The sequence below is a fragment of the Gluconobacter sp. NFX36 genome, assembly GCF_049887835.1.
GTDB classification, from domain to species: domain Bacteria; phylum Pseudomonadota; class Alphaproteobacteria; order Acetobacterales; family Acetobacteraceae; genus Gluconobacter; species Gluconobacter japonicus_A.
Genome location: NZ_JAGEKJ010000007.1, coordinates 169,589 through 182,921, shown reverse-complemented (window position 1 = coordinate 182,921; position 13,333 = coordinate 169,589). Strand labels below are relative to the sequence as shown.

Annotated in this window: 14 protein-coding genes, 1 tRNA gene and 1 other RNA gene; 8 read left to right on the top strand and 8 right to left on the bottom strand. The window is 57.8% G+C overall.

Annotation, left to right across the window (positions count from 1 at the left end; all coding sequences use genetic code 11):
* The first annotated feature begins 15 nt into the window (after nt 1-15).
* Nucleotides 16-912, top strand: coding sequence for a LysR family transcriptional regulator (locus J4P41_RS09485; protein ID WP_426066904.1), 897 nt, complete (start codon nt 16-18; stop codon nt 910-912).
* A gap of 75 nt (nt 913-987) precedes the next feature.
* Here the strand turns inward: J4P41_RS09485 and J4P41_RS09480 are convergent, their stop codons facing one another.
* The 3 genes from J4P41_RS09480 to J4P41_RS09470 form a co-directional block, all read right to left on the bottom strand.
* Nucleotides 988-2,445, bottom strand: a complete 1,458-nt coding sequence (locus J4P41_RS09480) for a mannitol dehydrogenase family protein (RefSeq protein WP_426066903.1) — start codon at nt 2,443-2,445, stop codon at nt 988-990.
* Nucleotides 2,446-2,569: 124 nt separating this feature from the next.
* A complete protein-coding gene (locus J4P41_RS09475; protein ID WP_426066902.1) occupies nt 2,570-3,637 on the bottom strand; it encodes an FUSC family protein in 1,068 nt (355 codons plus the stop codon).
* A 27-nt stretch (nt 3,638-3,664) separates the two neighbouring features.
* On the bottom strand, nt 3,665-5,200 hold the full coding sequence (locus tag J4P41_RS09470) for a Do family serine endopeptidase (protein WP_426066901.1): 1,536 nt from the start codon (nt 5,198-5,200) through the stop codon (nt 3,665-3,667).
* Between the two features lie 126 nt (nt 5,201-5,326).
* Between J4P41_RS09470 and J4P41_RS09465 the strand changes: the two genes are divergently transcribed.
* The 3 genes from J4P41_RS09465 to J4P41_RS09455 all read left to right on the top strand — a co-directional run bounded on the left by J4P41_RS09465 (nt 5,327) and on the right by J4P41_RS09455 (nt 6,807).
* The gene (locus J4P41_RS09465) at nt 5,327-6,508 is read left to right on the top strand and encodes a P-loop NTPase (RefSeq protein WP_426066900.1); all 1,182 of its coding nucleotides are present in this window, start codon (nt 5,327-5,329) and stop codon (nt 6,506-6,508) included.
* Nucleotides 6,505-6,660, top strand: a complete 156-nt coding sequence (locus J4P41_RS09460) for a hypothetical protein (protein WP_164473957.1) — start codon at nt 6,505-6,507, stop codon at nt 6,658-6,660. The genes J4P41_RS09465 and J4P41_RS09460 overlap by 4 nt, the downstream gene beginning before the upstream one ends.
* Nucleotides 6,661-6,732: 72 nt before the next feature.
* Nucleotides 6,733-6,807 (top strand) — tRNA-Thr (locus tag J4P41_RS09455).
* 230 nt (nt 6,808-7,037) lie between these two features.
* On the opposite strand, the gene J4P41_RS09450 is transcribed toward J4P41_RS09455, so the two are convergent.
* Nucleotides 7,038-7,274 (bottom strand): hypothetical protein, encoded by a 237-nt coding sequence (locus tag J4P41_RS09450; protein ID WP_061929559.1) that lies wholly within the window; start codon nt 7,272-7,274, stop codon nt 7,038-7,040.
* 17 nt (nt 7,275-7,291) lie between these two features.
* On the bottom strand, nt 7,292-8,203 hold the full coding sequence (gene thyX, locus J4P41_RS09445) for an FAD-dependent thymidylate synthase (RefSeq protein WP_426066930.1): 912 nt from the start codon (nt 8,201-8,203) through the stop codon (nt 7,292-7,294).
* An 83-nt stretch (nt 8,204-8,286) separates the two neighbouring features.
* Here thyX and ssrA point away from each other — a divergent pair.
* The 3 genes from ssrA (at nt 8,287) to J4P41_RS09430 (ending at nt 9,730) form a co-directional block, all read left to right on the top strand.
* Nucleotides 8,287-8,611: a transfer-messenger RNA gene (gene ssrA / locus J4P41_RS09440) on the top strand.
* A 91-nt stretch (nt 8,612-8,702) separates the two neighbouring features.
* Complete coding sequence (locus J4P41_RS09435; protein ID WP_415516017.1) at nt 8,703-9,275, top strand: SspB family protein; 573 nt, start codon at nt 8,703-8,705, stop codon at nt 9,273-9,275.
* Nucleotides 9,276-9,337: 62 nt separating this feature from the next.
* The gene (locus tag J4P41_RS09430; protein WP_010504611.1) at nt 9,338-9,730 is read left to right on the top strand and encodes a VOC family protein; all 393 of its coding nucleotides are present in this window, start codon (nt 9,338-9,340) and stop codon (nt 9,728-9,730) included.
* Between the two features lie 31 nt (nt 9,731-9,761).
* Here the strand turns inward: J4P41_RS09430 and J4P41_RS09425 are convergent, their stop codons facing one another.
* The 3 genes from J4P41_RS09425 to J4P41_RS09415 all read right to left on the bottom strand — a co-directional run bounded on the left by J4P41_RS09425 (nt 9,762) and on the right by J4P41_RS09415 (nt 11,719).
* Entirely contained in the window at nt 9,762-9,980 is a 219-nt protein-coding gene (locus J4P41_RS09425) for a hypothetical protein (protein WP_007283870.1), read from the bottom strand.
* Between the two features lie 72 nt (nt 9,981-10,052).
* Nucleotides 10,053-10,835: an ABC transporter ATP-binding protein gene (locus tag J4P41_RS09420; protein WP_426066899.1), complete on the bottom strand. Its 783-nt coding sequence runs from the start codon at nt 10,833-10,835 to the stop codon at nt 10,053-10,055.
* 2 nt (nt 10,836-10,837) lie between these two features.
* On the bottom strand, nt 10,838-11,719 hold the full coding sequence (locus J4P41_RS09415) for an ABC transporter permease (RefSeq protein ID WP_023943556.1): 882 nt from the start codon (nt 11,717-11,719) through the stop codon (nt 10,838-10,840).
* A 212-nt stretch (nt 11,720-11,931) separates the two neighbouring features.
* On the opposite strand from J4P41_RS09415, the gene J4P41_RS09410 reads away from it, so the two are divergent.
* Nucleotides 11,932-13,308 carry a transglycosylase SLT domain-containing protein gene (locus J4P41_RS09410; RefSeq protein ID WP_426066898.1) on the top strand — a complete coding sequence of 459 codons (1,377 nt, stop codon included), beginning with the start codon at nt 11,932-11,934 and terminating at the stop codon, nt 13,306-13,308.
* Nucleotides 13,309-13,333: the final 25 nt, after the last annotated feature.

The following is a 13,333-nucleotide window of genomic DNA, read 5'->3' as shown; positions in this document are numbered from 1 at the left end:
AAACTGGAAGACGTTGTGACCCTCGAACAACTGCGGATCTTCATCGAAGTAGCGATGCGGGAGCATGTCACCGCTGCTGCCAAAGCCCTGAACATCACACAATCCACAGCCTCCGCCGCCATTGCAGCTCTCGAAGACCGTCACGGCATCAAGCTGTTCCATCGTGTCGGACGTGGGATTTCTCTAACCGAAGCAGGGAGAGTTTTTCTCGTTGAGGCTCGTAATGTTTTAGCTAGCGCAGCCGTGGCAGAAGCCACGCTGGATGATCTGAGCGGGCTCAGCCGCGGCAGTCTGCGCGTTGTTGCGAGCCAGACGATTGCGGCTTACTGGTTGCCGTCCGCACTTGTCGCTTTTCGGCAGACTTTTCCCGATATCAGTATTGTTCTGGAAGTCGGGAACACCCGGCAGGCAGCAGAGCACGTCCGGGAAGGGCGTTCAGATCTGGGCATCGTCGAGGGTATCGTGGATGATCCCGCGCTTGCTCACTGGCCAGTCGGGGAAGACCGCCTGCAAATTGTGCGCTCCACGCCCTTCCAGAACACGACGGTCGATGCTGTATGGCTTCAGAATGCACCGTGGATCATGCGCGAAAAAGGGTCAGGCACGCGATCTTCACTGAATCAGGCTCTCCAGGCGCGAAGCATTAACCCGGACACGCTGAAAGAGGTTCTTGCGCTTCCATCGAATGAAAGCGTCCGAACGGCAGTGGAAGCTGGTGCCGGCGTGGCAGCCCTGTCTTCCCTGGTGGTCGCACCTTCTCTGGCCTCTCAAACACTATATGCAGCACCAGTCGATTTAGGTCCGCGCATATTCTTCGGATTACGGCATAAGGAACGATACCGCAGCAAGGCCGCAGACGCCTTCCTGCACATCCTTGAGACGCACAAGAAAAACCCAGCCCCGAAGACGTAACTGCGCATCATCGCCGACAAAAAAAGCCGCCTCTCTGATGAGACGGCGGCCTTTTCCATGACAGAGCAGATTTATTCAGGCTGGAAGAGCAGCCTTGACGCCCTTCTCACGAATAATTTTCCGCAGCGCCACGACCTTGCTATTCAGTTCGGACGTGTCCAGATCGCTCCAGGCATCGAAAGCGGGGAGTTTAAGCGCGCTCTCAAAATCGTCGGCCTTGGCCAGAATCTTCTGGCTCTCATCAAAAGTCGGCTCGAACGGCTCGTAAGTGTCACCCTTTTCGTCCTTGCCGCGCAGCATTTCCAGATAGGACGCCATGCCAAAAGCAATTCGGGACAGATCCCGCTTGCCTTCCAGCGCCTGACGCACCGTTTCCGTCCAGAAAACCTGAATCTTCGAGCTACCATCTCCGGAAATACGCAACGTCTGGTCTGCCATGGCCGGGTTGGAGAAACGGCTGATGACACTGTCACGGTAGCCTTCCAGTGTCATGCCCGGCGGAGCCTCTAGGGTCGGGATGACGTCCTTGTTCAGGAAGTTCTCAAGGTTACGGCGCAGATCCGTATCTGCCAAAGCCTGATCGACATTCTCGTAGCCTGCCAGAACGCCCGGGAAGCAGAGCATGATATGTCCGGCGTTGAGCATCCGGATTTTTACATGCTCATAATCCGTCACATCCTCAACGAACTGCACACCAGCCTTTTCCAGCGCAGGGCGGCCATCAGCGAAGTTGTCTTCCAGCACCCACTGATGAAAGTCTTCCGCCACGAGCGGTAGATCATCGTTCAGACCACTGGCGTCATTCAGCTTCTTTGCAATAGCAGCCGAGACGGTCGGCGTGATGCGATCAACCATGCCATTCGGGAATGTCGCGTTCTCTTCAATCCACTTGACCAGTTCCGGATCACGAGCCTTCGCATATCCCAGGAATGCCTTGCGAGCGACATTGCCGTTATGGCGCAGGTTATCGCAGGACATGATCGTGAAGGCTTTGCCCCCTGCATCACGACGGCGACGCAGCCCCTCCACAACATATCCGAAAATCGTAGAAGGCGTTTCCGGCGTCTTCAGATCCTGCTGAACGGCTTTGTTCTGAAGATCGAACTCACCAGTCGTCTCATTGATATTGTAGCCGCCTTCCGTGATGGTCATGGACACAATGCGGATCGCCGGGTCAGCAAGATGCTTCAGAACAGCTTCCGGGTCTGCTGGTGCCAGAAGATAGTCCCGCAATGCCCCCATGACGCGGACCGTACTTTTGCCAGATGGAGCGGTCTCGGTCAGAGAAAAGAGGCAATCCTGCTTCTTGAATTCCTCAGCCTTTTTCTTGGAGCGATCGCTACCGGTCAGACCAACACCGATGATACCCCAGTTCGGATCATCCTTGAGGATCTGCTCAACATAAAACGCTTCATGGGCTCGAAAAAAGTTCCCAACGCCAAAATGCACGATCCCCGGTTTGATCCCGTTGATGTCATAGGGCGGAGCCTGCACACCGACGGGAAGAGACTTGAGGATTTCGTGCGTAATCATGGATTTCTCCGTTCCTGATGGCCGACCACTGACGGGGATCGGCTTTCCGGGCATAGTGCCACGAGCCCCACGAAAAACGCGGGTAATCGTGCCAGGGTTTCGTCACAATACGGACAGGAGCCGCTTAGAGACCTTTGGCAGCACCAGCATCATCACGCATGATGACACCAACGGCGCGTTGCAGATCTTCCTTGAACAGGGACATGACAAAACGCATCTCGGGGCGCGTCTGCTCTTCCAGACGGGGAAGAAGATCAAGGATGTCTTTGTCTTCCGGCTGATGCGGATGACGGTTCTGCTGCCGAACGAGACGTTGTTCACAGCTGTGAGCCAGCGCACGAAGTGCATGGCTGAGACTTTTATAGAGCGGAACAAGACCCGTATTGCCTGCTGCGCGGCCCGTTGCGATTGCACGAGCCACCAGCATTGTATCGTTCAGGAGCCTTCGCATCAACCTTGGGAGGGCAGCCAGTACCGGGTCACGCTTTTCCAGATCGCTGAAACGCTCGCGCCGCGCCTCTTCAACCGCGCCTTCCAGTTCAATCAGCAGGGTCACGCAGGCTTCATTGCGCTTCTCAATTTCCCGCCAGCTTGTTTCCTGATCCAGCGCGCCATCCAGCAATCCATCAAGCCGCCTCAGCAGGCGACCCGACGTGTGGAAAGCCTGCTTTCTGGCGCTGCTGTGCAGGATGACAAAAGACACCACCAGCGACACCATGACACCAATCAGAATGGCCGTCAGACGCGTCACCATAGGCAGGAACGGGCTGCCCTGACTGGGAAACAGGTACACGATCATGAGCGTGATGCAGGCAAACCGAAGATTCGTCTGCACCGCAGCCAGAAAAGCGAGAGGCGTCAGTACAATCCAGAAGGACAGCCATTGCTGACCCGTCCAGAGTTCCAGCAGAACAGCGATCGTTCCTGCCACAGCGCCCAGCAACGTCCCGGTAATCTGGTCACGCGCGGTGGCCATCGTCTGGGTAATGCTCGACTGAGTGACGATCAGCGCCGTCACCAAAGCCCAGATTGTTTCCTGCAAATGCAGAACAAACCCGACCAGCCATGCCGAAGCGATGGAGACCAGAACCCGGATCGTCTGCCGTGTCGCAGGCCGCATGACTTCGCGCCAGCTTGTTCCCCGCGGCGGAACAAGAAGCCACTTCCGCATCAGGCCATTCAAAATTGTCATGGGACGTTCCAGCGCCCGTTCCCGCGATCAGTTCCCGAGAAAAGGCACAGGCACCCAGCGCAGACCATCATCATCCTGAACCAGAAGCAGCACTTCTGTTTTCTTCTGTTCCTGCGCCTGATGAATGGCTTTTGCGAAGGCATCGGGCGTGTCGATCTGATCCTGACCAACCTGCGTAATCACATTCCCAACCGCAATGCCGCGCGAAGTTGCCGGGCTGGAGGGTTCGACCCGATCCACCAGAACACCACGCTGATCGTCGGTCAGGGCGTATTGCGTGCGCATTTCGGCATCAATGGACCGGACCGTCAGGCCCAGTTCGCCGAAGGCTGCCTTGGTGTGCGTTGGCTGATGCGTATCAGACGGTGGCATATCCGGCGCATTGGGAGACTGAGCCAGCGTGATCGGCAGCGTCTTGGTGCTGCCCTTGTGCCAAACCGTCAGTTCCGTCTTCGTGCCCGGCAGAATGGACGCAATAATGCGGGGCATGGTCTGACCCGTCACGTCCTGATCTCCTACGCGGGTGATGATGTCACCAACCTGAAGTCCTGCCTGCGCCGCCGGGCTTTTCGGCCCCACTTCAGAAACCAGCGCTCCCTTGCCCACAGTCCCGTCCGGCTTATGAAAATCCAGATCCTCGGCAATCTCGTAGGATACGTTCTGGAACTTCAGCCCCATCCAGCCGCGAGAGACATGTCCGGTCTTCCGCAACTGGTCGATGATGCCGCGTGCATCGTCAGCAGGAATGGCGAAACCAATGCCGATAGAATCGCCACCAGCGCCACCATAAATCAGCGTATTGATGCCAATGACTTCGCCGGAAAGGTTAAAGAGCGGGCCACCTGAGTTCCCGCGATTAATGGCGGCATCAGTCTGGATGTAGTCATCATACAGACCGTGTTCGACATTCCGCCCACGGGAGGAAATGATACCGGCCGTCACGGTACCGTTCAGGCCAAACGGATTGCCGATGGCCACCACCCAGTCACCAATCCGTGCCGCATCGCTATGCCCGAGCGGAACCGCAGGCAACGGGTGTTTTGGCTTCACTTCCAACACAGCCAGATCGACCTGACTGTCACGCCCGACAATCCGCGCCGGAAGCTCCGTCCCATCCTGAAGCGTCACGGACACCTGATCCGCGCCTTCAATGACGTGATTGTTCGTCACGATGATACCAGCCGGGTCGAGAATGAAGCCCGATCCCAGCGCCTGCATCCGGCGCGGAGGACGGTTCGGGGCCGGCTTGTGCGTCATGTAGTCGTGGAAGAACTTTTCCAGCGGGGAACCCGGCGGAAACTGTGGCACCTGCGGCCCTGCCGGACTGCTGGAGTCTGGCCCCTTGTCCTCGTCCTTCCCCGGCTTGAGCACGGCGGACGTGGAAACATTCACAACCGACGGAAGGAGCCGGTTAGCCAGATCCGCAAAGCTCGATGGAACCGAGCGTGGTGCCGGAACGGGGGCCGGAGACGGCTGTGATGTCGTCTGCGCCTGCGCTAACGGGGCGGACAGCACCAGAGAAACGGCGCAGGAAAGGGCAAGGCGGGCGGTCAATCTGCTCATGGTGACAGGCTAACGCAGAAGACCATCCTTCGTCACCATCCCTCAGTTCAGGATGCGGTCAGGAGATGCGTGTGCTAGGCTCGTCTGCTTTCCCAGACAGGCCGTTTTCCAGAAAAGAGTCTTGGCATGACCGATCATACCCCCCCGACTGCCCCTTCCGACACGCCGTCTGTCAGTGCTGAGAAACGCATCTCCGAAATTCTTGGAAGCGAACAGGCCGGACCGGGATCGAATGTTCTGGCCTTTGCCTCTCTAGAAGGAGTTTCAGTGCGGGACGGGCACGCGCATGTGTCTCTTGCCACGTCGCGTGACAATGTCTCCCGCATGGAACCAATCCGCCATCATGTAGAAGCGGAAATCGCACGCATTCCCGGACTGACAGGAGCGACCATCTCCCTGACGGCCCATCGCGCCACGACGCCACCGCCAGCCAATGCTCCGGCAGGTGGTGGGCACCGTCCTTTCAATCTGGGCGGACAGAGCCGCAACGCATCAAGCCGTCATGCCCCGGAGACGCTTCTGCCCGGTGTAAAAGCCGTTGTTGCCGTGGCCTCCGGCAAGGGTGGGGTCGGAAAATCCACTACAGCCGTCAATCTCGCAGCCGGTCTGGCAAAGCAGGGCATCCGCACTGGCCTTCTGGATGCCGACATTTATGGCCCTTCCCTTCCCCGGATGCTGGGCAAGAATGCACGTCCGGAAGTTGTGGACGGGCGTATCCTCCCTATCGAGGCCTGGGGCCTGAAAAGCATGTCCATCGGGTATCTGGTGGATGAGCATCAGGCCATGATCTGGCGTGGGCCAATGGTCATGGGGGCCCTGACACAGTTTCTGGGAGAAGTGGACTGGGGCGAACTGGATGTCCTCGTGATCGATATGCCGCCGGGAACCGGAGACGCTCAACTGACGCTGGCCCAGAAGCTCGGAGCCAAGATGGCCAAGGGTGGAGCCGTTATTGTCTCCACACCGCAGGATATCGCTCTGCTGGATGCCCGACGCGGCGTCTCCATGTTCGAACGGATGGAAACACCCATTCTCGGTGTCGTTGAGAACATGTCCTATTTCTGCTGCCCGAACTGCAATCATCGGACTGAATTGTTCGGTCACGGTGGCGCGCAGGAAGAAGCAAAACGCCTTGGTGTTCCTTTCCTTGGGGAAATTCCCCTTCTGGCCGATATCCGGGCCAGCGGAGACGATGGCACCCCGATTATCCTCTCCGCCCCTGCCAGCGAAGCGGCACGCGCCTATACGGCTCTAGCCTCCACCATTGCCGCCGCACTTGCCGCATCCGAAGAAAAGGCTTCCTCATGACCCGCATTCTGCTTCTGGGAACAGCGCTGCTCCTCTCAGCCTGCGCCCGCCCCCCTGTAGTCCATCACGGGCTCTCATCTGACGGCTATGGATTCACGAACAACTCGTCCCATCTCCCCCCTCCACCAAGCCTCATGGCACCATCAAAGTGAGAAAATTATAGAAATCGTCTCTCTGACGCTTGACCAAAGGGGCCTCGGCATGGAAAAAGCCGGGCTGTGGATGCCGGGTTAGCACAGTGGTAGTGCAGCGGTTTTGTAAACCGAAGGCCGGGGGTTCAAATCCCTCACCCGGCACCACGATTTTTCCCAGAAAATCAAGACTTTGACGCGATTCTCTTCAGAGAACTACGCGCAATTTATTATCCACTTTTCCAGGGCAGAACCCTGTGGATAAGTTTGTTGATTAAGAGTCCTGGAATGTGAGTCCGGCAGGTTTCTACATTCGTTCTCAGGGGAATCCGTTCAGAAACAGCGATTCTGGAAAAGCAGATCGTCCACCGGCTGCAAGACTTACAAAAACCGGCCCTTCAATCTTCCGCTGTCGGGTCTACTTTATAGCAGTGTTCCGTCAGACCATGTTTGCACAGAGCCATGTGCTTATGTGGCGGAACAGGCCAGAAAACATGAATAAAAACCGAAGCGAGCATGAGCAATCCTGCCAGAATCGCCCATGGCCACATCCGCGGTGGCCGGGGGTCGAATCCGGGAACAGGGTCTTCCTGCACAGGGGCAGGATCATTTAGAATTTTATCAAGATCGCTCATGCAGGACGCAACCGTCCTTATGCTTCAGAATCGATGATGGCGTTCATCTCGATCCATTCGCGTTTCGTCAGGCCAGACGTTTCCTGCGTGACAGCCTCGCCAGCCAGACGACGACGCAACACCTTCAGCATCCCTGCCGAGAACGTGAATGCGCCACGACGGTATTCTTCAAAGGCAGCAGCCGTGGCTGGAACCCAGGCATGCAGCAGTTCGATCATTTTTTCCGCATAAACACGGATTTCATACTGCGCATGCGGATCGGCGCGCAGGGCCAGGAAGTGCATCAGGTTGTGCAGATCAATCTTCCAGTACCACTGCGTATAAGTGTTGAGCGTCAGGTTCATCCGCGCCAACTCGCGGGCCAGACCGGCCTCATCCGGATTCAGCAGGCTCTCGTAATCATCGTAGCACTGACTCGCATCGCGACGCAGAATCTCCAGAACGCGCTCTGCCGTCTCCGGATCAAGAGCCTCGCTCCGTCCCTGCCGGTTGGAGGCGCTCTGGGAAGCAACCTGGTCCAGCGCGGGCAGGTAGAACTCACGATCCAGAATGGAATAGCGCGCAGAATACTCGTTCACGCTCGCCATGCGATGGCGAATCCACTGCCGCGCCACAAACACCGGCAGCTTCACATGAAACTTGATCTCGCACATTTCAAACGGCGTGGAATGACGATGCCTCATCAGATAACGGATCAGGCCCGCATCCTCGGAAACCTTCTTCGTTCCGCGACCATAGGACACGCGGGCAGCCTGAACGACGGCCCCATCATCGCCCATGTAATCGACAACGCGCAGGAACCCATGGTCCAGCACTTCGATAGGCGCGAAAAGGAGTTTCTCCATCGCCGGAACGGTCGGGCGGGAGGTCAGCTGGGGCTCGTTGCGCTGAGCTTCGATCTCAGCGCGCTGTTCGGATGTCAGTGCCATAGGGCGCGGCTCTAGCATGACGAAACATCTCCCGCCACCGTTCGAGACGAGTCCGGCCACTGTCATCACACGCTTCGTCTTTTCCCCTTGCAGGACGGCAACAGCACTCCTATGTTCAGCGGTGCAAGGGGTTCGTCCCCGGCTATGGCGATAAACGGTAAGTGAAATAAGTGTTGTGGACCCGGGGGCAGTGCCCGGCGTCTCCACCAGAAAAAATCCCTCGCAAAAGGGATCTGTGGGGACGAAACAGGCTCGACGCGCATGGTAAAGACTTATCTTTTGCCCGGCATTGTACCACCGTCATCGGGCTAAACTTACAAGTGCCAACGATAACTCTGAGGTGCTCGCTGTCGCTGCATAAGCGATAAGCGCGGTTCGGGAGGGCACCGGGCAACAGAAGCCCTCCCACCTCAAATTTCCTTTTCTGCAAAACGTCTTGCCATTCAGGCCTGTCTGTCGCATCCCTGAGAGGATTGACTGAAACATCAGGCTTACGACCATGAGCGACGACGATCACAACGGCCAGGACGGCTTCGAACACGAACTGCCGGAAAGCCTTCTCCCCTATGACGACTGGGTGGAAGACGCCTACCGTGAAGTCATGCTGCGTGCCATTGAGCACGTCGCCGCAGAAGGACTGCCCGGTGCCCACCATTTCTATCTCACATTCCGCACCAACCGCCCGGACGTTATCATTCCGTCCCGCCTGCGTGCGCAATATCCGGAAGAAATGACCATCGTTCTCCAGCACCAGTTCTGGGATCTGGCGCTGGATCGCGACAAGAACATCATTTCCGTTGGCCTGTCCTTCGGAGGCGTTGGAAGCATTCTGGTCATTCCCGTCTCTGCCATCACGGCCTTTGCCGATCCTCATATCCGGATGGCTCTGCGCTTTGTCAGTTCCATGCAGGATGATGAGGACATCGAGATCCCGGAAGACGCCGTCGAGCCTGACGACATTGATCCGGCCCATCATCCGGAAGTCCGGATCGAAGAGCCTCCTGCCGATGAGGAAAAGAAAGAGGCTGAAGTCGTCAGTCTGGCAGCCTTCCGCAAGCGCCCGCCGACCTGAAAACCTTCCGCCCCGGAAGGTTTGCTCCGGGGCCTCTGACGCCGTTCTCGTAAGGGATCATCATGCGCTTTACCGTCGATCGCCTCGATCACATCGTTCTGACCGTCCGTGACAGAACCATCTCGGCGTCCTGGTATCAGCGGGTTCTCGGTATGGATATCGAGGAGTACGGGCGGAACAACCGTGTTGCCCTGTGCTTCGGGGGGCAGAAGATTAATCTTCGTCCGGAAAATTCCGAGGGCTGGGAAACGGCAGAAGGCGCGCAGCCCGGCACGTCCGATCTGTGCTTCACCTCGGCCATCGCCAGCGAAGACGTCATCCGACACCTGGAAAAATGTGGGGTTGTGGTAACGGAAGGTCCTGTGGCGCGTCTGGGAGCCCTTGGCCCCATTACGTCCGTTTATTGCCGGGACCCTGATGGCAATCTGGTGGAAATCGCATCCTACCAGCGATAACAGGCAGGGTTTCCCCCTGCCTGAATGGCTTTTACCAGTTCTTGGAAATCAGCCAGAATTCTTCAGATGTCAGCGTGATCTGATTACAGTCCTTCGTCTCGGCAGCGGCCGTAGCAAGGGCTTCAATACGCTCGATCATGATCGTCTTGCGCTGGTGTGCTTCGGACTGCTCCTTGACCGTGGAGAGCGTCTGCAGGGCAGACTTGGCGGCCTTGGCAACGCGGGCTGCATCAATTGCGGCATAAGACATGGTCTGTCTCCATGAGGGTGATAAACTCGCCCAAGACTACCGCACCCTTCGGGTCAGACCAAATCGCAGAACTCAGGCCAGAGACGCCTCATACGCATCCAGAACCGTCTGGGTCGGCCCATCCATGCGAACCTGCCCGCCCTCCATCCACAGAATCCGTGTGCACCATTTCCGCAGAACCGGAAGGGAATGCGACGTGACGATAAGGATTTCGGCAGCATCCACCATGCCTTCCAGCCGGTTCTTTGCCTTGTCCTGAAAGCGCTGATCACCGGCCATGAACCATTCGTCCATCAGAAGAATGCTTGGACGGGGCACCGTCGCCAGTGCAAAACCTAACCGGATTCCCATGCCAGACGAGTAAAGCCGAACAGGCAGATCGAAAAACGGTCCCAGTTCGGCAAAAGCTTCAACATCCGCTTCAAGCCCGGCGATATGCTCCTTGGCCACCCCCATCCGACATGCAAACAGATGAAGGTTTTCACGGCCTGTCAGTTCAGGGTTCATGCCGGACTGCGGATCAATCAGGGCATGGCTGTCCCCTTCAATGTCCAGCACACCGTCTGTCGTTTCATAAATTCCGGCCAGAACGCGAAGCAGCGTGGACTTCCCCGCCCCGTTATGACCGATCAGGCCAACACGCTCACCGCCTTCAACCTTAAACGTCAGACCGGAAAGCGCCTGAACCAGAACAGCATCAGAAGCAGCAGCACCAAGGCGCATCCGACCGCCCACACTGGCAGGCTTCGTAACGGTCGCTTTTGCGCGCGCCAATAGCGTCTTTTTCAGCGACCGCGAGGCGCCATGCAGAACGGGAAATGACAGGGACAGATTTTCAAGACGGATATGGGTCATGCTCAGATCCAGAACACCAGACGCGCCCGGACACGCACAAAAACCCAAACTGCCAGAGCGCAGAACACCGCACTCGTTCCAACGGCCACACCCCATACACCCGCTGACGGAACGTGCCCCAACAAGGGTGCACGAACGATTTCCAGCAAGGCATAGAACGGATTGTAAAGCAGGAACCTGGCCTTGCCCGCGAGTTGTTCCGGCTGCCAGATGACCGGGGTGACGTAAAATACGATCTGCATCAGGGCACCGACGATCGGCGGAATATCCCTGAAACGTGCACAGAGCGCACCAAGCAGCATTGAAGCCGCGAAACCGTCGATTCCCCACAACACCAGCGAGGGAATAGCGAGCAATGCCGAAGCACCTGGCCAAACATGGTAGAGGGCAAAAACGCCAATCGGCACGATGATGTTATGCCCGAACACGATGGCATTGCGGACCACAACCCGAACAGCCTGAAGCAGGAGAGGCAAACGGCTGGACCGGATCATACTGTCCGCATCCAGAAAGCTCGTACAGGATTCCTGTACAAGACTGGCCAGCCCGGTTTGCCAGAGCGTCAGGGACAGTGCCAGAAACGGCAGATAAACCTTGAGATCCTGATGAAACAACCGCCCGTACAGAACACCCATGGACGCCACCATAAGGACGGACGTAATGGTCAGCCAGAAGGGACCGAGCGCTGACCCGCGATAGCGCAGTTTGATATCCAGCCAACCCAGCATGACACCCAGCCGCCAGAGCTGCCGCGTTTCGCAGAAATCATTCCAGGCGCGCGCGGCAGGGCTGCCCCGACGCTGATCGAACTTCATCAAGCCGGAAGCAGGCGTCGACAGACTGTCAACGTGAGGTTCGGTCGGGGCCGGAGACAATGCGCTCATATGGTCCGCCTAACCCATGGACCCTTTTCCCGCAAGCTGGCAGCCCCTTGATGGCTCCCTGCGGTTTCCCCATGTAACGGTGCACATACCCTCAAGGTAGAGAGGGTTCCCGGAAAACGTCTGGTTTTCGTCATTTTTCCTAGTTTTGCCGCAATCCCTGTGTATGCTTTGCAGGTTGCGACAGTTCTTCCCTTGTCAGGTACCCTGCCCCGATGCCCAGCTCCGCCGTGCCGCCCCAGACTACTCCACGTTTCAAGACCGTCCTCCGTTCCGGTCTGGCACTTGGTCTGATCGGCCTGCTCGCGGCGTGCGCTGACACAGCCGACATGAGCTCGACCTCGCGCCTGCCCGTAACGCAGGAAGCTGCAAAATACCGGGCTCACGCCAAGTCATATTACGCGCCTCCAGGGCCGCCGGATGATCCGTGGGGTCCCTATATTGAAGAGGCATCCGCACGTTTCGACGTGCCGGGACAGTGGATTCGGGCCGTCATGCAGCAGGAATCCGGTGGCCATCTTTTTGATCACAACGGCAACTTCATAACCTCGACGCCCGGCGCCATGGGTCTTCTCCAGTTGATGCCACCGACTTATGACGACATGCGTCAGCAATACGGCCTCGGGGACGACCCTTTCGATCCGCACGACAATATCCTCGCCGGGACAGCCTATCTCCGGCAGATGTACGATATTTATGGTTCTCCCGGATTTCTGGCCGCTTATAACGATGGCCCGGGAAGTCTAGACAGCTACCTCCGCCGGGGACGTCCGTTACCGCGTGAAACACGCCGGTATGTTGCCTCCATCGGACCACGGATTGCTGGCATAACGCCTCATAACCGTTCGGCAGCAGATCTTCTGGTCGCCCAGCATGATCCGAACGCCCAGATCCAGATTGCGGAAAACAGTGCTCCGGCCTCTCCGACCAGTCAGGCTGTCAGTGCCGCCTGGTCGCACAAAGACACTGCTGATACGAGCGCGTCTTCTGCCGCTCCAGTAGAAGTTGCCGAAGTTCCAGAGACGCCTGTTGCCGTGGCTTCCGCAGCGACACCTGCCGCAGGACCGAGCAGCGTCAGCGCCGCATGGGCAGCACGCGGCATCACCTCCCCCACACCAACGGTTCAGGCAGCAGCCTATCGACCAGCCGTTGCAAACAGCATGGATACCGAACTGGCTGATAGTCAGGTGACCGCGCAGGAAATCCCCATTGGGCATCGCCTGAAGCCACAGCCGATCATGGCCATCATGCCTGCCACCAACCAGCAGCAATATCGCCTGTCGCCAGGTCCCGCGCCCATTGCCCGGCGTGCGGCACCCGTTCAGCAGGATACATCGGGGCCGCGCACATGGGCGATCCAGGTCGGCGCGTTCGCCAATGCCAGTCAGGCCAATACGGCCGCCTCTCAGGCACACAGCCGCGCCGGTGCCGCCGTTGCTTCTGCACGAACACAGGTTGCCAGCGTCAAAACGGGCAAGGGCCATCTGTATCGCGCACGTTTGACCGGTCTGACGCATGAAAGTGCTCTTGCAGCCTGCCAGCATCTGCCGCACGGTTCACCCTGTGTCGTGGTCCCCCCCGGCACATTCTGACACTCATTCAGGAAACAGAACTGAC

Excerpts from the sequence above, each read along its gene's own strand:
- J4P41_RS09425 (WP_007283870.1), bottom strand. The coding sequence starts at position 9,980 with ATGTCTTATGCCGCAATTGATGCAGCCCGCGTTGCCAAGGCCGCCAAG.
- J4P41_RS09435 (WP_415516017.1), top strand. The coding sequence starts at position 8,703 with ATGAGCGACGACGATCACAACGGCCAGGACGGCTTCGAACACGAACTG.
- J4P41_RS09475 (WP_426066902.1), bottom strand. The coding sequence starts at position 3,637 with ATGACAATTTTGAATGGCCTGATGCGGAAGTGGCTTCTTGTTCCGCCG.
- J4P41_RS09465 (WP_426066900.1), top strand. The coding sequence starts at position 5,327 with ATGACCGATCATACCCCCCCGACTGCCCCTTCCGACACGCCGTCTGTC.
- J4P41_RS09430 (WP_010504611.1), top strand. The coding sequence starts at position 9,338 with ATGCGCTTTACCGTCGATCGCCTCGATCACATCGTTCTGACCGTCCGT.
- J4P41_RS09450 (WP_061929559.1), bottom strand. The coding sequence starts at position 7,274 with ATGAGCGATCTTGATAAAATTCTAAATGATCCTGCCCCTGTGCAGGAA.
- J4P41_RS09415 (WP_023943556.1), bottom strand. The coding sequence starts at position 11,719 with ATGAGCGCATTGTCTCCGGCCCCGACCGAACCTCACGTTGACAGTCTG.
- J4P41_RS09470 (WP_426066901.1), bottom strand. The coding sequence starts at position 5,200 with ATGAGCAGATTGACCGCCCGCCTTGCCCTTTCCTGCGCCGTTTCTCTG.
- J4P41_RS09410 (WP_426066898.1), top strand. The coding sequence starts at position 11,932 with ATGCCCAGCTCCGCCGTGCCGCCCCAGACTACTCCACGTTTCAAGACC.
- thyX (WP_426066930.1), bottom strand. The coding sequence starts at position 8,203 with ATGGCACTGACATCCGAACAGCGCGCTGAGATCGAAGCTCAGCGCAAC.
- J4P41_RS09460 (WP_164473957.1), top strand. The coding sequence starts at position 6,505 with ATGACCCGCATTCTGCTTCTGGGAACAGCGCTGCTCCTCTCAGCCTGC.
- J4P41_RS09420 (WP_426066899.1), bottom strand. The coding sequence starts at position 10,835 with ATGACCCATATCCGTCTTGAAAATCTGTCCCTGTCATTTCCCGTTCTG.
- J4P41_RS09480 (WP_426066903.1), bottom strand. The coding sequence starts at position 2,445 with ATGATTACGCACGAAATCCTCAAGTCTCTTCCCGTCGGTGTGCAGGCT.